Raw genomic sequence first — 20278 nt, 5'->3', positions numbered from 1 at the left:
CATGAGCCATCTGCGCGCCATCCCCGGAACCGGGGACGAGCCCCCCCGACAGCCCAGCCGCAGTGGCACCGCCACCACGGTGCGCGTCGAGGCCCCCGGCAAAGTCAACCTCTTCCTGTCTTGCGGGGCCCCCGGCGCCGACGGCTACCACCCGCTGACCACCGTCTTCCAGGCGGTGCGCCTCATTGAAACCGTCACCGCCCGCCGCCAGGCCCGCGACGCCCACGGCGCCATCACCCTGACCCTGGAGGAGGGGCCCGCCGTCCCCACCGACGAACGCAACCTCGCCGTGCGCGCAGCCCGGCTCCTGGCCGAGGCCACCGGTGTCACCGAGGGCGTCGACCTGCTCCTGCGCAAGCGCGTCCCCGTCGCCGGGGGCATGGCCGGGGGCTCAGCCGACGCCGCCGCCGCCCTGCTGGCCTGCAACACCCTGTGGGGCACCGGCCTGGAGGCCACCGAGCTCATAGAGCTGGCCGCACGCCTGGGCGCCGACGTCCCCTTCCCCCTCGTCGGCGCCACCGCCCTGGGGCAGGGGCGCGGGGACAGGCTCAGTCCCCTCATGACCCGTGGCACCTACCAGTGGGTCTTCGCCCTCCAGAACCGGGGTCTGTCCACCCCCAAGGTCTTCCGGCGCTTCGACGAGCTGGCCGCCGGCCGCGGGGCCGCCCCCGCCACCGAGCCCGTCCCCGAGCGCATGACCGCGGCCCTGCGCGCCGGCGACACCGCCGCCTTGGCCGCCGCGCTCCACAACGACCTCGCCCCGGCCGCCCTGTCCCTGCGCCCCGAACTGGCCCGGGTCATTGCCCTCGCCCAGGACGCCGGTGCCCTGCGCGCCATTATCTCCGGGTCGGGCCCCACAGTCGCCGCCCTGGTGCCCGACGCCGCCACCGCCCAGGCCGTGGCCCAGGCCCTGGACCATTCCGGAGCGTGCGCCGGCGTCCTGCGGGCCGACGCCCCGGTGGCCGGTGCCCGGGTGGTGGGCTAATGGCGCACCTGCTCGGTGTTGAGGACCTGCGGATTACGGCCGGGTCCCGCGTCCTTCTGGACGGCGTCACCCTGGGCATTGAGGACGGCTCCCGGGTGGGGGTGCTGGGACCCAACGGCGCGGGCAAGTCCACATTCCTGGCCGCCCTGGCGGGCCTGCGCGAGGTCGAGGGCGGGCGCGTGACCCGCACCGGCGGTCTGCGCCTGGTTCTGCTGCCGCAGTCCGACGAACTCGATCCCCATGCCACCGTGGTCCAGGCCATCCACGGGGATGTGCCCGAGCACGTGTGGGCCTCGGAGACCGCCGTGCGCGACATTCACGCCGGCCTCCTCGGGGACCTGGACATGGGCGCGGCAGTGAGTACCCTCTCCGGCGGGCAGCGCCGGCGCGTCCACCTGGCCGCCGTGCTCACGGCGCCCGCACAAGTCGTGATCCTCGACGAGCCCACCAACCACCTCGACGTCGAGGGCGTGGACTGGCTCGCCGGGCATCTGAGCGCCCGCTTCGGCGGCAGGCGCCCCGGACGCGGGGCACTGGTCGTGGTCACCCACGACCGCTGGTTCCTCGACGCCCTGTGCACCAACGTGTGGGAGGTGGTTCCCGGGATCGACCCGGGCGGAGGGCGCAGGCAGGTGCCCGGGCGCATTGAGACCTACGACGGCGGTTACGCCGCCTACGTCCTGGCCCGTGCCGAGCGCGCCCGGCAGGCCGCCCTGGCCGCTGAGAAGCGCCAGAACCTGCTGCGTAAGGAGCTTGCGTGGTTGCGCCGCGGGGCGCCCGCCCGCACCTCCAAGCCGCGTTTTCGCGTGGAGGCCGCCGAGACCCTCATCGCCGACGTCCCGCCCCCCAGGGACTCTGTTGAGCTCGTAGCCATGGCCACCGCCCGTCTGGGCAAGCGAGTCCTGGACCTGGAGGATGTCAGCGTGCGCTATCCGGCGCCCGGGGGCGCCCAAGGCTCACAGGGCGGGCGCCAGGTTCTACGGAAAGTGACCTGGCGCCTGGCCCCCGGGGAGCGGGTTGGCGTCATTGGCGCCAATGGGGCCGGGAAGACCACTTTGCTGCGGCTGCTCGAAGGCGTCCAGGAGCCCAGTGGCGGGCGGGTCGTGCGCGGCAAGACCGTCAAGGTGGCGGCCCTATCCCAGTCCACCCACGAGCTCGACGCCCTGGCGGACAAGCGGGTGGTCGAGGCCGTGGCCATGGTGGGGGAGCGGGTGAGCGTGGGCGGCAAAGAGCTGACCGCCGCCCAGCTTGTTGAGCGGCTCGGTTTCACCCGCCAACGCGCCTGGACCCGCGTGGGCGAGGTCTCCGGCGGCGAGCGCAGGCGCCTCCAACTGCTGCGCCTGCTCATGACCGAACCCAATGTGCTGCTCCTGGACGAGCCCACCAACGATCTGGACACCGACACGCTCGCCGCCGTCGAGGACATTCTCGACTCCTTCCCCGGCACACTGGTCGTCGTCTCCCACGACCGCTACCTCCTGGAGCGGGTCACCGACCACCAGGTCGCTCTCCTGGGCGACGGCACTGTGCGGGACCTGCCCGGTGGCGTCGAGCAGTACCTGGAACTGCGGCGCCAGGGGCGGGGGATATCCACAGGGGCGCAGACCACCGCGGGGCGCACCAATGGGGCCACCAGAACGGCCGGGGGCCCAGGGGATGACCGGGGCGCCCGAAGCGGCCACGACGGCCGGGGCTCGCGCGCGGCCGGCATTGCGGGGCCCGCAGTCGCCGGTGAGACGGCCGGGGGAGGCGGTGCCCCCACGGGCGGTGACGCGCCGGTGGGGCTCACCGGGGCGCAACGGCGTGAGGCGACGAAGAACCTGGCCCGCATTGAACGTCAGATGGCCAAGGCCACCGCCGCCATCGACGCCTTGCACGCCCGCGTGGAGGCCGTCTCAGCGGACCCGGCCCGCATTGACGAGCTCGCCGGCCTGGGCCGCGAACTCGCGGCGGCCCAGGCCGACCACAACGCCCTGGAGGAGCAGTGGCTCCAGGTGGCCGAGGAGCTGGAGTGAGACAGTCCCCATCGGCCGCGCCCGCACCGGCCAGCGGTGGGCGCGCGGGCCTCCTGCCCGGCCTCGACCTGGTCAAACCCGTCCTGGCTCTACTGGTCATCTGGATTCACACCGCGCCCTTGGGTCATCTGGCCCCGCACGTGGACGTCTATGTGACGATCGTGCTGGGGCGCTTGGCCGTGCCCCTGTACCTGGCGATCTCCGGCTACCTGCTCTTCCGTCGCGAACGGCCCCCCGTGCGCCGCCAACTCACGCGCCTGGCCCAGCTCTACCTCATCTGGTGCCTGCTGTACCTGCCGGTCATTGTCAGGGACCGGCCCGCCCCACTGACGGCCACGGCGCTCGTTCGCCTGGTGCTCACCGGTGGCGACACCCACCTGTGGTACCTGCCGGCCTGCGCCGTGGGCATCGCTGTTGTCGCGTGCGGCCTCAGGCGCTGGTCGGCCACCACCCTCGCCCTGGTCCTGCTCGCCGTCTACCTGCTGGGCATCGTCCTCTACTGCGCCCTGGACTCCGGCCTCTTGCCGGCCACCGGGATGGCGGGGCTGCCCGCCCGGTGCCTGGAATTGCTCGACGCGGTGGCCATGGCTCCGCGCGACGGCTTATTCACGGGCAGCGCCTTCGTTGCCGTGGGCGCCTGGATCGGGCGTGAGGGCGGCTGGCGGGTGCGGCCGGCACTGGCCCTGGCCGTGCTGGCCATGGGCGGAATGCTCGTCGAGGGCGTCCTGCGCCGCGCCCTCCACCTGGGGGCCGACCTCAGCCTGCCGGTGAGCACGAGCTACCTGTGCTTGGCGGTGTTCGTGCCGGCAGTCATGAGCCTGCTGGTGGCGTGGAGACCATCCCAGCCGGTCCGCGGCCAGATCCTGGCCCGCAACACCGGCAGCCTCATGTACTTCATCCACTACGCGGTCATTGCGCTTCTGGGCTACTCGCTGGAGTCCTCCGCCGGCGTGCGGGGGTTCCTGGCCGTCACCGTCATCTCCGGGGCCCTGGCAGTGGCCTTGGTCAGGCTCTCGGCGCACCCGCGGCTGCGCTTCCTGGCACGGCTCTATTGAGCCCCGGCGGGCAAGTCGCCCGGCCGCGCCCCGCCGGGCGCGCGCGTGTGCTGGGGGCCGGCACCGCAACGGCCCCCCCACCCGGCCGCGCCCCCGCCGGGGCATGGCTCAGTGCTCCAGAGGGGCCACTTGGCGGGCCAGGGCCACAATGGCGCTCAGGTGCGGGGCAATGTCATCGGCCTGGGCGCCCCACAGGCGCATGAGCAGGTCCACGGGAACGGTTGGCAGCCCGGCCATGCGCAGAACCACGAGCCCCTGGATGTCCCCTGAGGGTGAGAAGGCGGAGAAGCCGGCCATATTAGGGCCCGGGCGGAGGCGCTGCGGCGTCGCCCCCGGAAGCAGGTCTGTGACCAATCCCATCTGTGTGCGACGTCGCCCCTCCTTGGTGCCATTGTCGCCCGCGCGCAGGAGACTCATGTCGACGACGAAGGGCTTGTCCCTCACGCTGTGGGCGTGAAGCAGTCGCGCCAGGCTCTCCGTGCGCTCCACCGTGAGCAGGTCGCCAAGGAGCGATTCGAACTCATTGCGCCACAAAGGGCTGGTGACGCCCAGGAGGTAGGCGCGTCTGCGGGCCTCCTCCCGGGCCCAACCCGGTGGCGGGAAGGATGGGATCACGACCCAGTGCTCGGGGTCTGGACTGACCGCGATCTTCATCGTTCCTCCTACTCGTGGGGACTTCCTATGGAGGATATCGCTCACAGGCCTCACTATGCTGACCCTGTGATGGTTGACGAGCGTCATTCTGTCTTCCTGCCCGCTTCCAGGGCACGAAGAGTCATTGCGGTGCTCGCAGACACCGTTGTGGTGGTCCTCGTGGCGGTGCTCACCCTTCGATGGGGGGCCTTGGGGTGCGCGGCCATGGTGATTGCCACACTCGCGGTCATGGTGCTCCTTCAGGCGCTGACCGGCGCCACCCCCGGCGACGCCATTGCCGGGGTGCGGCTGCGCCGCGTTTCACGCCAGGGGGCGCGCCCCGGGTGGGCGGCCATCTACCGGGCGGCTCTCCTGGTGCTGGCGACAGCGGCGACAGCGGGCATCGCCCCCCTGGTCTTCTTCCTGCGCATTGTCTTTAAAGGCAGGGAGCGCAGCTGGCTCGACCGCCTCGCCGGCACAGTGATGCTGTCGTCGGCCGCCGCCTCTGGCACGGCCTGCAGCCTGGTGTGTGACGGGGTCCTCATTGCCCTGACAGGGCCCACCGTCGTGGGGCGCCAACCCAGTCAGATCGCCTCGCACCCCGACGCCCGGCTCGTCCCCATCCTGGTCGATGACTCCTCGGTGTCCAAGACTCATGCGCTTCTAGTCCCCACTCTGCATGGGGTCATGATCACTGACCTGGACTCGACCAATGGCACCCACGTGGAGAATGAGTGGGGTGTTCACCGCATTGACCCGGGTCAACCGCTCTTCGTTCGCCATGGGCGTCACGCATACTTCGGCGATGGTGTGTGCGTTATCGGTTCGTAAGGTGGACGCGCTCGTGCTATGAAAGAGTCGGTCGGGTTCTCAGGTGTCTGCTGCGTTCTCGGGCAGGCGTGTTCGGAGGTGGAGGAGCATGACAGTCGGTCTTGAGCTGATGAGTGGGGTCCGGTGGGCTGAAGGCCCGTGGACGGCGGTAATCACGCCCCGCGGGGCGATGCTTCTGCCGCCGAGCGTCCCCATGGACCTGGTGGAGCGGCTCTGGACTCTGCTGCGGTCCAGCGAGGGCACGCTGACGACGGTCCTTGATGAATTCGTAATGGGAATGGGCGGTCGCCTGGGATCCATACCGGACTTCGTCCTCGTGGCCCCTGACGCCGAGGGCGCCATCCGGCTCGCCCTGCGCGGGGAGGTCACTGTCGAGCTTGATGGGGAAACCCTTGACGCTCGCGGCGTGATCACCTGGCGCGAAGCCGCCGTGCGCGGCACCCCCTCGGTGCGTCTGCGCACCTCCGAGGAGAGCCCGCGCATTGTCCTGCGGCCCGCCGCCGACGCCGTCGTGGGCGCCTGCATGGTGCTGCTGGGGCGCCCGATCGGCGCCCGGCGTCAGGCGGGGCGCCGGAGCGCTACCCGGCGCGCCCTGAGGAACGACGACGACGCCAAAGCCCCGGCCCCGCCACCGAGCCCGGCCGGGACGTCCCGCCCCCCCGGCCACAGCCTGCGAGCGCCGACGACGCCGGCCATCTCACCGGGCCTGACCGAGTCGCCCTACTGGCCGGCCCACAGCGTTGGGGTGCCCACAACGACGTCCCCGCCCAGCTCTGCTGAGGCTGGTGGGGGCGAGACGGGTGGAGGTTCCGCGGCACCAGCCGTTGATGTGAAAGCGCCCACGCCTGCTTCGCCCTCGAGCCCCGCCGAGGTCTCCGAGATTACGCTCGCCCCCGCTGCTCAGACGCGGGTGCCCACACCGACTTCCCCCTCCAGTCCTGCCGAGTCCGCTGAGGCCCCTGAGTCCACTGAGATCTCCGGGGCCTCAGCGGCTATTGGGGCCGAGTCCCCTGCGGCAGGGGTGAGTGCGGTCTCGCCGGTTTCCCCGACCAGCCCGGCCGAGCCGGCTGAGGCCGACGCTTCCGGGGCCTCTGATGCTTCCGCAGTCTCTGAGGTTTCTGGGGCGGCTGAGGCTGATGGTGCCGCTGATCCCGGTGAGGGTGCGGCGGCTGAGGAGGTCTCGCCGGTTTCTCCGACCAGTCCGGCCGAGTCCGTCGCCTATGTCCCGGCCCATGGATTCCCGGTGTCCACGCCGGTTTCCCCGACCAGCCCGGCCGAGCCGGCTGAGGCCGACGTTTCCGGAGTCTCTGAGGTTTTTGATGCTTCTGGGGCGGCTGAGGCTGATAGTGCCGCTGAGTCCGGTGAGGGTGCGGCGGCTGAGGAGGTCTCGCCGGTTTCCCCGACCAGCCCGGCCGAGTCCGTCGCCTATGTCCCGGCCCATGGATTCCCGGTGTCCACGCCGGTTTCCCCGACCAGCCCGGCCGAGCCGGCTGAGGCCGACGCTTCCGGGGCCTCCGAAGCCCCTGGAGGCGGCGGGGCCCTTGGGGGCGTGTCCTGGGACGAGATCGCTCCCACCGTCGAGGTGCAGAGGCCCACACCGGCCTCCTCGCCCAGTCCCGCTGAGGCCTTCATGACTTCGTTCGCCCCTGCTGCCGAGGCGCGGCCCGCCCCCGCCTCGAGTCCGGCCCAGGCCACCGGGTCCCTTGCGTACGGTGCGGTGAGATCGGGAGTCATGGAGTCGAGCCCGGCCGAGGCGGTCCCGACGCCCGTCTACGGCATTAGGATGCCCACGCCCGCCTCCCCGGCGAGCCCGGGTGACTCGGCGGCGTTCGCGCACGGTGCCGGCGCCTCGCCGGGGTTCCTTGACGCAGCTGACGTCCCTCGTCCGGGAGCCCCCGATCCCAGGGCCGACCGCCCCGGCGACCACGATGGGCACACGGTCGCCGGCCTGCCTGAAGACCTTGTCGCCGAACTCGCCCCCCTGGCGGCCGCAGCCTCCGGTGGCTCTCCTGTGGAGGTCGGCCCGTCAGAAGCGGCTCAGGTGCGGATGGTGCTTTCCGCCGTCTGCGCGCAGGGGCACCCCAATCCCACGAACTACACCAACTGTCGCGTGTGCGGTCGAGACCTCAACCGCCCTGCCCGGCCCTGCCCCTGTCCACCACTGGGGCGTGTGGTCTCCTCCGCCGGGCAGAGCCTGGAGCTCTCCGGCCCGGTGCTGGTCGGCCGTGATCCGACGGCCGGCGACGTGCGGACATGCACGGGCATGCCTCCGCGCATTATGAGCGTGCCCTCCCCTGAGCACCTGATTTCACGCAATCACGTCCTCATTGACGTCGATGAGTGGTCGGTGCTGGCCCAGGACCTCTCGAATGCCAATGGGACGGTACTCATACGTGAGGGCGCCGCCCCGATTCGCCTATCGAGGACTGAGCCGGCCCTGCTCCGCAGCGGTGACATTCTCGACTTGGGCGACGGCCAGTCGCTTATCCTGGAGAATCTTCCGTGACAACGGATCGGCGCGGTGCGCCTCCGGTGATCGCCGGGTTCACGCATGTGCGCGGCCTGGGGGCCGGCGGATACTCAACCGTTTACCTCTATGAGCAGCACATGCCGCGCCGTGAGGTTGCGGTCAAGGTCACCAATGTTGACGTCGCCGGTCGGGCGACTTCAGGATTCGAGCATGAGGCGAACCTCATGGCGAAGGTGTCGACCCACCCCGCCATTCTCTCCATCTACGGGGCGGGGGTGGCTGCTGACGGGCGCCCTTTTCTCGTCATGGAGTACTGCCCCCCGCCGTCGTTGGAGACGGTTCTGCGCCGGGGGACCCTCAGTGTCCAAAATGCCCTGAGCACGGCCATCCAGATCGCCGGGGCGGTGGAGACCGCCCACCGGGCCGGCATCATTCACCGCGACATTAAACCCGCCAACATTCTTTTCACCACCTATCGGCGCCCGGTGCTCGCCGATTTCGGCATTTCGGCCATGAGCGTGCCCGACGGAGACCAGGAGCTGCGCGGCATGAGCGTGCCCTGGGCGCCGCCCGAGCAGCTTGTGGGCGGCCGTACGGCCCGACCCACCTCGGACGTCTACTCCTTGGGGGCCACCACCTACGCCATGCTCACCGGGCGCAGCCCCTTCGAGCCGCGCGACGGCAGGAGCCTCGACATCTACGAGCTCTCCCGCAGGATCGTCAATGAGCCTTTGACGCCTCTGACTCGGCAGGACGCCCCGCCATCCTTGCAGCGGGTGCTGTCCATTGCCATGGATAAGCGGCCGGAGAACCGCTACGGGAGCGCCCTGGCCTTCGCTCGCGCCCTCCAGCAGGTCGAGGCCGAACTCGACCTGCCGATCACCACCGTGGACCTGCTCCAGGAGGCCGGCACCGAGCCCAGTGAGGAGGAGCAGGGCGAAGACGGCTCCGCCACTCGACTGGGGGTGTTCAACCGGGTGGAGCAGCCGGTCGTGGACGCCGGTGGCCCCCGGGCCTCGGGCCGGACGATCACGGCGCTCGACGACGATGAGGACGAGGAGGAGGAAAGCCCCTGGAACCGCCGCGCCCGGCGCGGCCGCACGGTGCTCGCCGTGGTGGCCACCATTGTGACCGCCGCACTCGTTGGCGGCGCCATCCTCCTGGCGCGCGACAAGAACATTACCCGCCCGTCGCCCACATTCGCCACTATCTCCCCGGGAACAATCGACCCCCTGGCCTCTCAGGCCGACCCGCCGCGCAACCTGGCGGGCGAGCTGGGACAGGATGGTGCCGTGACCTTCACCTGGGAGGCTCCCGCCGATGACTGGGAGGGAAGCTATCTCTACCGGGAGATCGTGCCGGGACAGGAGACCAAGCTGGAGACCACGAAGACCACGGAGGTGACCCTCTCGGCCCGCTCAGGGCGCACCTGCATTGAGGTCTATGGCGTCAGGGACGACGGCAGGTCCTCGGCGGCGGTCACCGCCTGCGTCGACACCCCCTGACAGCCCGACGTCATGAGACATCCTGACAGCCCCGACAGCAGGATCCTCAATGGAGCGCGGCGGGATTCGGGGCAGCGCGCCGGGATTCGGCCCGGTGACCGGTGGAGGGCCGTGCGGGCCTCAGACCTCGACGCGGTAGGCCGTGCGCCCAAAACGAATCACCGCGCCGCCCAGGGCGGGGGCGGGCACATCGGGTGTGGCCGCGACCGTGCGGTTGCGCTGCTCTATGCGGGTGCCATTGGTGGAGTGCAGGTCCGTGACCCACACCCCGTCCAGCGTGGGGGCGAGCGCCGCATGGGTCTTGGACACTGATCGCTCAGGATCGGCCAGGGCGATGGGGACGGCGTCGGGGTACAGGGAAATATTGTCCGGGTCGCGCCCCACAACCGCCGGCCGCACCAGGAGGATGGGTTCGCCGCCGCTGACCGGCACCAGGTGCACCCCAATGGAGCGGCGCACGCGCGAGGCACCGGCTGCAGGCGGATTCGTCATGGTCTCAGCGGCCTTCGGTGCCGGGGTCGCCGGAGCCTCCGGGGCATATGGGGCCTCGGGGGCCTGCGGGGCCTTCAGGGCTTGCGGGGTCGCGGGGGCCTGTGGAGTCTCCAGGGCCTGTGGGGTCGCGGGGGCCTGCGGGGTCTCCACGACCTGTGGGGTCGCGGGAGCCTGTGGGGCCCCGAGGGCATATGGGGTCTCCAGGGCTTGCGGCGACGCGGGGGCCTCATGGCTGACGGCCCGCCGCCTTTGACGCCGCTGGACGGGCACCACTGCAGGAATGTCGGTGGTGTCGTCGTCCAATGGCACGGGCACGCTCGACCAGGGCACCGAGTCAATGATCGCCTGCTCCTGCTCCGGAGGCGGGATCATGGCCCCGGAGTCGAAGGTGCGCGCCGTCTGGGGCGAACTCGGTGAGGTGAAGGAGAACCGGTCGGGGGAGAAGACTTCCGGAGTCCAGTCCTCGGTGGGGCGTGAAATCGTTGGCACCTGCTGACCCTGCTGCACCCGGGCCGGCCGTGCCTTGCGGGAGGACACCACCATCATCTCAGCCAGGTGGTCGTGCCATCCTCGGCCACTGGGATCGGAGGCCGCGGAGCGCATGAGCCAGATCGCCCCCAGGCCGAGCGTGGACAGCAGGAGTACCACGGTGATGTCCATGTGCAGGAAGGCCCCCATCATGGAGGGCTTCCCCGTGCGGGCATTGACCAGGCGCACGCCCAGCGCCTTGCCGCCGGGCGACCAGCCGGACAAACCCACCATGGTCAGGCGCGCCAGCGTCACAATAATGACAGCGATCACAATGCCGAATGCCCAAGACATGCCCAACAGGTGCAGAACCACGGCCTGCCCGGCGGACAGCACCAGCGCAAGAAGAAGATCAATGACCCCGGCCAGCGCCCGCGCCGTGGTCGGCGCCGTCTGAAGTGCCCAAGAGGCATCGGAGCGGTGTCGTGGAGGGCGCGGTGAAGAGGTCATGATCGGATTCTCCTCCATGGGCGGCGCCCGCCCCCGCGTCGTCCTGCGGGGCGAAGCAGCGAGCGGATGGACAAGCGGGCCGCCAGGCGCTGCCACCGGGAACGGTCGGCGCCCATTGCCCGCACAATGGCGTCAGCAGAGCCCCACAGCTCGGAGTTCATGCGAGCAGTGGGCTCCCCGGCGCCGAACACCCGGGCGTCAATGGCGTGAGCGAAACGGGGGAGGTCGGCGGTGGGGAAGCGCACGGAGTACGTTTGCGCCGCCTCACGCCGGGTCGCCCCGGCTACCGCTGAGCATCCCAGATCACTGGCGTGGTCGACAATCTCATTCCAGGCGCCCAGGGTCGACTCGATCCCCGAGCGTCGTCGGCGCCTGGCCCGGCGCAGCGCCTTGAGCCCCAGGATAAGCGCAACGAGTATGAGGAGGGTCAGCACGGAGCCGACGACGGCCACCAGCCACACCGGAAGGCGCCAGGGGCTCTCATCCTCGTCGCCCTGGCCCTCCTGGTCCTCGTAGACCGGTGGGAGCTTGGCCGGATCCTGGGGCGGCAGAGGCGGCTGAAGCACCTGCGGCTCGGGGTTGGAGACCTGCTGCGTGGTCTGCTGCTGGGGGACCTGGTCGCGGTCGGGGGTGACGTCGAAGGGCACCCATCCGGCGCCCTCGAAGGGGATCTCAACCCAGGCGCTCACGTCCTCGCCGGTAATATCGCCGGCGTCGCCGTCGGTGGCCGGCTTGAACCCCATGACCACCCGGGCGGGGATCCCCACCGAGCGGCACATGAGCATCATGAGCACCGAGTACTGCTCGTCGTCACCGACCAAGGAGTCCGCCCCCACCATGGAGGCCATGCGGGCCGCGCCATGGCCGGACGGCGACGGGCTCTTGGTGCCATCGGAGTAGTAGCCGGTGCGCAGCGCCTGCTGGAGAGCGCGGATCTGCGCCAGCGGCTGAGACTCCGAACCAATGATCTCAGTGGCCAGGGCCGACACCGAGGAGGGAACCTGCTCGATCGCCCCCAAGGAGACGCGCGAGAGGGTCAGGGTCTCAAGCTTGGGGTCCGCGGGCACTGCCGCGGGCACCACCTGCTCAGACAGAACATCCCCGGTGCTCAGCCCGGCGGTGACGATCACCGTCGCTGACGCGGCGTCATGGTAAAGGGTCTCGCGCAGCGCCGTGGATCTGGGGCCCTTGGTGGCGATGGTGGCCGTATCGGAGACGGTGGGCACCCAGGGGAAGGAGTAGTCCCCAATGGTGAAGGTCACCGGGACGGCGCGGTCGGAGGCCACCGCGGCCAGGGTGGTGGTTTCACCCACGTGCTGGAACCGGGCGGCCCCGCCGGTGTCCTCACCGATGCGGGCCGTCAAGCCGTCGTAGGCGTCCAGGGAGGCTATGCGGATGCGGGCCCCCGAGGGCAGGCCGCTGACGGTCATGAGCTCAGTGCGCGCCAGGTCCGTCTCCAGGGTCCGCACCAGGGACAGGGGACTGGCGTACTCAGTCAGGTCCAGGGGCGGCTCGAAGACATCGCGCAGGACCGTGCGGGCCGTCGGCGTCACCGGGGCCGCCACCGCGGCCACCAGGGCCGCGGTCAGGAGCAGCAGCGTCGCGGTGACGCCGCCACGCACCCCGGCGCGGCGCAGCCCGGTGTCACGGTTCTCCATGGCCTCGGCGACGCGCCCCTGGCGCACCCGCAGAGAGGCGGCCGCCCACAGGGCCAGGGTCAGTGCAATGAGAACCGGGCCGAGCACCGTGGGCATGACCGTGGTCCGCCCGCCCCAGACGATCGCCACCACGGGTATCGTCAGGGCGCACAGGCCCCCCAGGTGCTCGCGCCCCGCCATGACCAGGCGGCAGGCAATCACAGTGGAGCACAGCCCCGTCAGCCACGGTAGGATGGTCATGGCGGTGAAGGAACTCAGCGGCAGCGGCAGCGTCAGCGCGTCCTTCCACACGGTGATGGTGCCGGCCAGGACATCGAACAGCGCGTCGGTGCCCGGGCTCAGGTCCGGCAGCAGCCACGGCGCCGCCAGAATATGAACCAGGCCGGTGACGGCCATGGTCGGCAGCACCGAGAGCCGAGTCCACGCCGAGACCATGCCGACGACCAGGCCCAGGCCGGCGGCCCCGGTCGCCACCAGCACCCCGGTGCCGCCCTCGAACAGGGGGCCGAATAGCAGCGAGCCCACGAGCACCAGGGCCAGGACGATCCCCAGCTCAACAACCGCGGCGGCGCCCCGGGGTGCGGCACTGGGGCGCCGAGAGGAGGCAGACGTCATGACATCCTCCTGAGGGCCAGGGGGAGCTGCTCGAGTCGGTCGAGGTCGACCACGTCCAAGGAGCTGAGACGACGGCGGGACAGGGGGCGGGCGCCGCAGGACAGCGCCAGCATGACCATGGACACCGGGGTGAGGATCCTGGAGCGCACGAGCTGGGCGTCGGGGCAGTCCTGGCCAGTGACCAGGACAATGACCGAGGCGTCAGGATGGGCGACGGCGGCCTGGCGCACCAGTTCGTCGCAGGTCTCAGTGGCGTCGAGCTTCAGCAGGCAGGAGGCGTCCAGGAGCCGCAGCGGGGTGGTGGTGGGCAGGGCGTCGGTCTGGGTCAGGAAACGCACCTCACGGTTGTCCAGGATCCCGTCGAGGACAATCGAACAGGCCACTGACACGGCGGTTTCGAAGTCCTCCTCCCCGGCATAGTCCTCGGGTCGAGTCGATAGGGCCACAATGAGACTGGAGCGGCGGGTCTCCTCGAACTGGCGGACCATGAGGCGCCCGGTGCGGGCGGTGGTCTTCCAGTGAACGTTGCGGCGGTCGTCGCCGGGCACGTAGTCGCGCAGGGCGTGGAAGGACACGTCCGAGCTGGACAGGTCCTGGGTGACAGCGCCCTCCAGGTCGCGCAGTATGCCGCGCAGGACTGATCCCAGGCGCAGGGTACGGGGATGGATGTGAACCAGCTGGGAGCTGGTGCGCGTCCTCTCGTGGCGCAGCAGCCCCACCGGGTCGCGTGTTACCGAAATCACCGGCCCCACGGTAATGACGCCACGGCGCTCGGTGGGCAGGACGAAGCCCCAGTCGTGCTCCTCCCCGGGGCCCAGCGTGGGGACGGCGAAGACAGCGGCGTGGGGCCCCACTGGCAGTTCCATGCGTGCGGGCAGCAGGGGCCGATTACGGGGGTTGGTCACCGTCACCCGGAGTAGGGCGTGGTCGCCCACGGTCACCCGCTGTTCAAGCAGCTCATGGTGCACCCGGTGCCCGCCGCGCGGAATGAGCCATAGCCCGGCCGTGAGCACAACAATGGCCAGCACTGCGGTGGCGCTCCAAGCCTCCTGCCAGCCCAGGCGCAGGCCGGCCGTGGCGCAGGCCCCCAGGAGCAGCAGGCAGGACCAGCCGGTGGGTGTGACCAGCCCCAGGTTCCGGCGCACCCGGGAGGTTGAGGGGGCCAACTTCTGCAGGGCGCGCGCACCGGCGGGGCGCAGCCGTGCCGCGGCGCCCCGCGCAATACCGGCCAGCGCCCTTACGGCGGACACCCCACCGTTGACGGTTGCGCGCAGGGCGGCCGTCGCGAAGCGGGTACGGGATGGGCGGGGAGTTGAGCGCCGACGGCGCGAGGTACTTACTTCTGCGTGCATTTCACCGATGAGTTGGGGGTGCGGGAACGGTGGGGGAAGACCTTGTGGGCTTCGCCGTCGCCGTCGAGCGCGACATCCTCCTGATAGGTGGGATTGGCCCCAGTGTTCGGTACATGGTAGACGTAGGAGCAACTGACCGTGCTGTTGGGGTTCATCCCTTCAATGTCGATAACGAGGCGCCAGCAGCTGTTGGCGGGGTAGCCGGTCTCATTGAGGTCCTGCTGGGAGCACACGGCGTCGGGGGAGTCGGTGTCGATCCAGAAGGTCTTCACGGTGCCCACTGGGACAACCCCCTGGACGGTTCCCGAAGCGCAGGCCCACGGGGTCTGCCCAGCGGAGTTGGTGGCCCGCACGCACCAGGTGGCGGTGTTGCCCACACCCGGGTTGAAGCTCGCGGTCTGGCCCGGGGACAGGGGGGCCAGGTTGGCGCCATCGCTGGAGGTGGCCTGCTCGTAGCTGGTCGGCAGCCCCCCGGAGGCGCCGGCGGACCACATGCAGTCCACCTGCTGGCCATTGACCGCGCAGCTGACCGTGGGCGTCGAGGGGGGCCCATAGGGGGAGACCGCCGTGGCGGAGACCGCGCCGGAGGCCACCTGCGCGCCCCCATCAGAGCCCACGACTCGGGCCTGGACGGTGACCGGCGAGCCGTCCGTCAGGCCGTCGAAGGTCAGGGCCTCCGTCCAGTGGACGCCGTCGACGGAGTACTGCACGGTCAACTCGTTGGTGTGCCAGCCATTGCCGGCCCGGGCGGTCGCCGGGGTCGTCACCCGCACCTGCCCATTGACCCCGGTCGCGGAGACGACCGGCGTGGAGGGCTCCAGGGGGGTGGCGGTGACGCGGTAGGAGGTGGCCGAGGAGGTCGAGGACCCGGCGGAGTTCGTGGCGGTCACCGTGAAGGTGTAGCTGCCGGGGGACAGGGCGATGGTGGCGGAGGTCGACCCGGCGGCGTCAACGGTCTTGGAGGCGTCCCCGGAGACCGTCACCTGGTAGGACACCGGTGCGCCGTTGGCGGCGGCGGCGGCCCAGCTCAGCGACACCCCTCCGGAGACGGCCTCCACCTGCGGCGCCCCCGGCGCCCCGGGCTTGCCGTAGGGGGAGGCGTCGTTGGACTGCCAGGAGAACGCCGAGGGCGTGCCGGCGCTGGGCACGGCACGGACCACGGCCCGGTAGGAGGAGCCGACGGTCACCGCGGGAGCCGAGAAGACCGCCTCGGTGCCGGTCACCACGCGCGTGGCCACCACCTCACCGGAGCCCGATGCGCGCAACTGGACCTCATAGCTGATGCTCACCCCTTCAATGGGGCTGACCGCCTGCCAGGTGGCGCGCACGGCGCCCGCCTGGCCGCTGAGCTGCACCGCTGAGGGAACATCGGGGGTCACCGACAGGGTCTGGGGCGTTGACGCGGCGGAGGGAGGGGAGTCCCCGGAGGCGTTGTGCGCCACCACCTGGAAGGAGTAGGTGCCGCCAGGGGTCAGACCCGTGGCCCCGCACACGGTGGCCATGCAGGTCCAGGTGCCGGCGCCGCCGGTCTCGGTAATGGTGTAGCCGATGATCGGCGAGCCATTGTCCGGTCCCGGCGTCCAGCTCACCACCATGGTGGTGGCGCCGGCGGGCTTGGCGCGCACCCCGATCGGCGCCCCGGGGACGGCGGCGACGGATACGGTGATCAGGCCGCTGACCGCGCGCGACTCGCTGCCGGTGGCGTCGAGCACACGGTATTGGACCACGACGCGGCCGTGGTAGCCCTTGGTGGGGGAGATGGTCACCGTGGTTCCCGAGGCGGATACCGTCCCCTGGCCGCTGGTGACCTGCGGCTTGCCCGAGAGGGTTACGCCCTGGCCGGGGAAGGGGTTGGTCACCAGGGTGGAGACGTCAACACTCACCGGTGAGCCGTCGGAGGTCAGGGTGATGGGCGCCGAGGTCATGAGGGGGCGGGTCGAGGATGTCACCCGCAGCGGGATCGTGCTCTCCACGGGGTCGGTGACGCCGTCGTTAATGGTGACCGGCAGCGAGCCGGTGGTCCCCATCGACGCGGAGTCGGCGGCCGCCACCGACAGCACTGAACCGGCCAGGGAGACACTGAAGCCGCTGGGGGCCTCGCCAATGCTGAAGGTCAGCGTGTCCTTGTCGGCGTCCCGGGTCATAGCGGCCAGGTCCGCCGTTACCGGCGCCTCGCCGGCGGCCACTGAGATCTCGGTGGGGGTGAACACCGGTGGGGTGTTGGTCGTCGAGCTCACGGTGATGGGCAGGGTAAGGGTTGAGACCAGGGCGTCGGAGCCGGTTGAGTCGGCGACCTCGAAGGTCACCGAGGTCCGGCCGGTGAACCCGGCGGTGGGGGTCAGGCGCACGGTGGTGCCGCCGTCGGCCAGGTCAGCGCGGTCAATGCCCGTCCCCAGGGAGATGGTCGAGGCGTCGTTAATGACCGGGGCGGTGCCCGCACGGGTCAGGATGTGGCTCTTCAGGGGGACGTCGGTGGTGGTGTCCGCCGGGACGGTCACGGGCACGGTGGCGGCATTGAGCCGAGGGCGCAGGTCTGAGCGGGCGGGCACAATGACGACGGCCGAGCCGGTCAGACCGTCGGCGTCGGTGACCGTGTACAGCACCATCCGCTGCTCATCCTCGACCGCCAGGTGAATGGTCTGGTCGACCACCTCCACGCCCGGCTCGGAGGTGCTCACGGTCAGGTCCCAGGGAGTGCCGTCGGCGTCGATGTCATTGTCGAGGACCGGGACCGTGACTTGGCCGTTGGCGTCGACCTGCTCCAGGGTTACGTAATCATCCACGCCCACCGGATTGAGCAGGGGGGCGTCGCGGAGCACCTGGACGGTGAGGGTGCCGGTGTCGGTGCCCCCGCGGGAGTCTGAGACGGTGTATTGCGCCGAGTAGACGCCCTCGTCGGAGGGCAGGGTCAGCAGGACCATGGACTCGCGCACCGACACGCCCAGCTCGGCGGCGTCGGAGGTTGGGGTGCCGTCGAGGCTCAGGGGGTCGCCGTCGGCATCCAGGTCGTTGGAGAGCACATCCACGGCCACGGTTCGTCCCGGGGGGGGCGACGACGAGGTCGTTGGCGGCCACCGGCGGGGTATTGGTGGAGGCGGCGGCGGCCACGCCCACGCGCACGGTGCCGGTGGCCTGGGCGCCGAAGCGGTCCTGAACCTGGTAGGTGAAGGTGTCCGGGCCCGCGGCGCCCTCGGTGGGGGTGTAGGTCAGCCATGAGGAACTCATCTCCACCACCCCCTGGGCGGGGGGTTGGGCCAGGCCCACCAGGGTCACCGAGTCGCCGTCGGCGTCGATTCCGTCCAGTGGGACGGTGACGGCCACCGGTGAACCGGCGACGGTGCGCGCCTCCAGGCTCTGGGCCATGGGCGCGGTGTTCGCGGCGTCGTCGCGGGCGCGTACTTCAATGACCAGGCTCCCGGAGGCCGTCTGCTCGCTGGTGTCCTTAATGGTGTAGATCAGCGTGGTGCGTCCCGGGGTCTGGCCCGCCTTGAAGCGGACCGAGTTCTCCGAGACCCAGGCCGTGCCCAGGCTCTCACCGGTCGACTCCAGCTCGGGGACCACCGACAGGCTCAACCCCGAGGGCGAGGAGTCATTGTCGAGCACCGAGACGGTGACGACGTCGTCCACGCGCACCACGGCCGTGTCGTCGCCCACGACGGGCAGCTGCAGCTCGGAGGAGGCCACTGGCACAATATCGACCTTGCCGGTGGCGGTGGCGGTGCCGTTGGAGACCGTGTACTCGAAGGACTGACCGCCGGCGACCGGGCCCGCAGCGGTGATCTGGAGCAGGGAGTGGTCCACCACTGTCACCGTAATGCCCGAGTCCGCCGGGGCGTTGGCGGACTGGAGGACCAGGACGCCGCCGGCAGGGTCGAAGTCGTTGGCCAGGGGGGCGATAGTGGTTGATCCGCCGTCGCGCAGCAGGGCGGTGTCGACTTCGACCTCCGGGGGCACCGAGGGGTCTGAGCGCTCAACGACGTCGACGCGGATCACGCCCTGGGAGGTGGCGGCGCCCACAATGGCGTCATAGGTCAGGTAGTAGGTCTGGGGCTGCTCGGAGAGGAAGGTGAGCACGTCGGCCTGCATGTCGACGTCAACCGTCGTGCCCACCGGGGCCTCACTGACCCCGGCCAGGCGCAGCTCCTCACCGGTGGGGGAGGAGTCATTGTCCAGCGGGGAGATAATGGTCTCGCTGCCCGCCACCACGCGCACGTGGTCGGCATTGGCCAGCGGCACGGCCGTGTCGGCGGACTGCACATCGACATTGACCACGCCGGTGGCGGTCTCCTGCCCGTCGGAGACGGTGATGGTCACGGTGCGCACCCCAATGCCCGCGCCGGTGTCGCGCACAGTGACGGTGCCCTCATTGGAGGTTTTAACGTCGAAGCCCTCCCCCTGGGCGGAGACCAGGTAGATGGAGTCCCCGTCGGGGTCCAGCCACTGCCCGAGGACGTCCAGCGAGCCCGAGGCGCCCTCGGCAATGGTCAAGGTGGGGGTGCTCTGCTGCTCGGGGGCGCCGTTGAGGCTCCAGTCGCGGATCTCCACCGTGGCAACGGCGGAATCGCTCAGGCCCCGGCCGTCGTCGGCGGTGTAGGGCACGGTAATGGTGCCGGTGGCGTCAGCGGGGACGTCCAGGCGCAGGGCCAGACCGGACTGGGCGGTGGTCACGCTCGCCGTGGAACCGGCGTCCCCGGGCACGGCGGTGAGGACGTCGCCGTCGGGGTCGGAATCGTTGGCCAGGACCGGCAGCAGGGTGGAGCGCCCGGGGCGCACCCCGAAGGTGTCGTCGTTGGCCTCGGGGGCGTGGTTCTCCTCGGTGCGCTCGGGCGGGGACTGGGAGTCGCTGGTCTCGGCGGAGTCGTCCTTGGTCTCGGCCGAGTCGTCGGTCTGGGCCGTCACATCGGTCCAGTCGTCCAGCAGCACCAGCTCCTCGTCGGGCAGCCACACCGTGCCGGTGGCAATGTCGTTGAGGATAATGGCGTCGCGGTTGACTCGGAAAACCGGGGTGGTGGAGGAGGCGAGGGCCTCGTCGTGGCGGATCTCGGTGTCTGTGCCGCAGCGGCGCAGGAACTGCCCGGAGCCGGACCAGGCCGCATAGGTGCAGCCGCCCAGGCGCACCGGCTGGGCGGCCACTCCCACGGGCGCGGTCCCGGACTCAGAGGCCTCCGTCTTGGTGGCCGGAGAGCCGTCCAGCGGTACCGAGTACAAGGCGGTGCGGGAGGCCAGGAGCACCGCATCGGCCTCGGGCCCGGGCTGCTGGATGGCCAGGCCCGGCTCATCCAGGGCGATGGTCTTCCCATTGGGGAGGTGAACGACACCGGTTCCCCGTTCCAGGATGACGGCCTGGGAGCCCACGGCGGTGATGGCCAGGTCGGTGCCCGCGCTCAGGGACACCTTCTCAATGGTCGGAGTCTCCCAGCCGGCGTTCGTGGGGGCCACGGTGGCCTCTTGGCCGGAGTCGGCCGAGACGGCGTGGATGGTCCCGTCGACGCCGGTTACGGCCACCACGCCCGGCATGCCCTGAAGCACCGGGGTGGTGCTCATGACCGAGCCGACGGCCGCCACCGTGGTGGCCCTGACCGTCCCCTCAGTACTGTTGACGGCGGCAACGCGGTCCCCGCCCTGGTGGATCGAGATGCCCTGGGTGAGCTGGGTGCGCGAGGAGAATTCCACCAGGGTCGTGTTGACA

General features: G+C 70.7%; 11 protein-coding genes and 1 pseudogene. 6 read left to right on the top strand and 6 right to left on the bottom strand.

Going from position 1 to position 20278, the window contains the following annotated elements; all coding sequences use genetic code 11:
- Position 1: 1 nt before the first annotated feature.
- From EUC46_RS08280 to EUC46_RS08270, 3 genes are read left to right on the top strand one after another with little or no spacing between them, the layout of a single operon-like run.
- Positions 2-985 (top strand): 4-(cytidine 5'-diphospho)-2-C-methyl-D-erythritol kinase, encoded by a 984-nt coding sequence (locus EUC46_RS08280; RefSeq protein WP_128773699.1) that lies wholly within the window; start codon positions 2-4, stop codon positions 983-985.
- Positions 985-3000 (top strand): ABC-F family ATP-binding cassette domain-containing protein, encoded by a 2016-nt coding sequence (locus EUC46_RS08275; protein WP_128773698.1) that lies wholly within the window; start codon positions 985-987, stop codon positions 2998-3000. The genes EUC46_RS08280 and EUC46_RS08275 overlap by 1 nt, the downstream gene beginning before the upstream one ends.
- Entirely contained in the window at positions 2997-4055 is a 1059-nt protein-coding gene (locus EUC46_RS08270) for an acyltransferase family protein (RefSeq protein ID WP_164918790.1), read from the top strand. Before EUC46_RS08275 ends, EUC46_RS08270 begins: the two co-directional genes overlap by 4 nt.
- A gap of 108 nt (positions 4056-4163) precedes the next feature.
- Here the strand turns inward: EUC46_RS08270 and EUC46_RS08265 are convergent, their stop codons facing one another.
- A complete protein-coding gene (locus EUC46_RS08265; protein ID WP_128773696.1) occupies positions 4164-4709 on the bottom strand; it encodes a hypothetical protein in 546 nt (181 codons plus the stop codon).
- Positions 4710-4778: 69 nt separating this feature from the next.
- Between EUC46_RS08265 and EUC46_RS08260 the strand changes: the two genes are divergently transcribed.
- The 3 genes from EUC46_RS08260 to EUC46_RS08250 all read left to right on the top strand — a co-directional run bounded on the left by EUC46_RS08260 (position 4779) and on the right by EUC46_RS08250 (position 9494).
- Positions 4779-5519, top strand: coding sequence for an FHA domain-containing protein (locus tag EUC46_RS08260; RefSeq protein WP_128773713.1), 741 nt, complete (start codon positions 4779-4781; stop codon positions 5517-5519).
- A gap of 88 nt (positions 5520-5607) precedes the next feature.
- Positions 5608-8025 (top strand): FHA domain-containing protein, encoded by a 2418-nt coding sequence (locus EUC46_RS08255; protein ID WP_128773695.1) that lies wholly within the window; start codon positions 5608-5610, stop codon positions 8023-8025.
- The gene (locus EUC46_RS08250) at positions 8022-9494 is read left to right on the top strand and encodes a serine/threonine-protein kinase (RefSeq protein WP_128773694.1); all 1473 of its coding nucleotides are present in this window, start codon (positions 8022-8024) and stop codon (positions 9492-9494) included. Before EUC46_RS08255 ends, EUC46_RS08250 begins: the two co-directional genes overlap by 4 nt.
- A 120-nt stretch (positions 9495-9614) precedes the next feature.
- Here the strand turns inward: EUC46_RS08250 and EUC46_RS08245 are convergent, their stop codons facing one another.
- The 5 genes and pseudogenes from EUC46_RS08245 to EUC46_RS13045 form a co-directional block, all read right to left on the bottom strand.
- Positions 9615-10964 carry an RDD family protein gene (locus tag EUC46_RS08245; protein WP_164918789.1) on the bottom strand — a complete coding sequence of 450 codons (1350 nt, stop codon included), beginning with the start codon at positions 10962-10964 and terminating at the stop codon, positions 9615-9617.
- Positions 10961-13237, bottom strand: a complete 2277-nt coding sequence (locus tag EUC46_RS08240) for a transglutaminase-like domain-containing protein (RefSeq protein WP_128773692.1) — start codon at positions 13235-13237, stop codon at positions 10961-10963. Before EUC46_RS08240 ends, EUC46_RS08245 begins: the two co-directional genes overlap by 4 nt.
- Positions 13234-14589 (bottom strand): DUF58 domain-containing protein, encoded by a 1356-nt coding sequence (locus EUC46_RS08235; RefSeq protein WP_128773691.1) that lies wholly within the window; start codon positions 14587-14589, stop codon positions 13234-13236. Before EUC46_RS08235 ends, EUC46_RS08240 begins: the two co-directional genes overlap by 4 nt.
- Positions 14574-17621 carry an Ig-like domain-containing protein gene (locus EUC46_RS13050; protein ID WP_241655489.1) on the bottom strand — a complete coding sequence of 1016 codons (3048 nt, stop codon included), beginning with the start codon at positions 17619-17621 and terminating at the stop codon, positions 14574-14576. Before EUC46_RS13050 ends, EUC46_RS08235 begins: the two co-directional genes overlap by 16 nt.
- Positions 17622-17754: 133 nt before the next feature.
- Positions 17755-20106: pseudogene (locus EUC46_RS13045) on the bottom strand (Ig-like domain-containing protein); the annotation flags it as partial.
- Positions 20107-20278: the final 172 nt, after the last annotated feature.

The sequence above is a fragment of the Actinomyces oricola genome, assembly GCF_004104015.1.
Lineage (GTDB): Bacteria > Actinomycetota > Actinomycetes > Actinomycetales > Actinomycetaceae > Actinomyces > Actinomyces oricola.
This window is presented reverse-complemented; position numbering and strand designations above follow the sequence as displayed.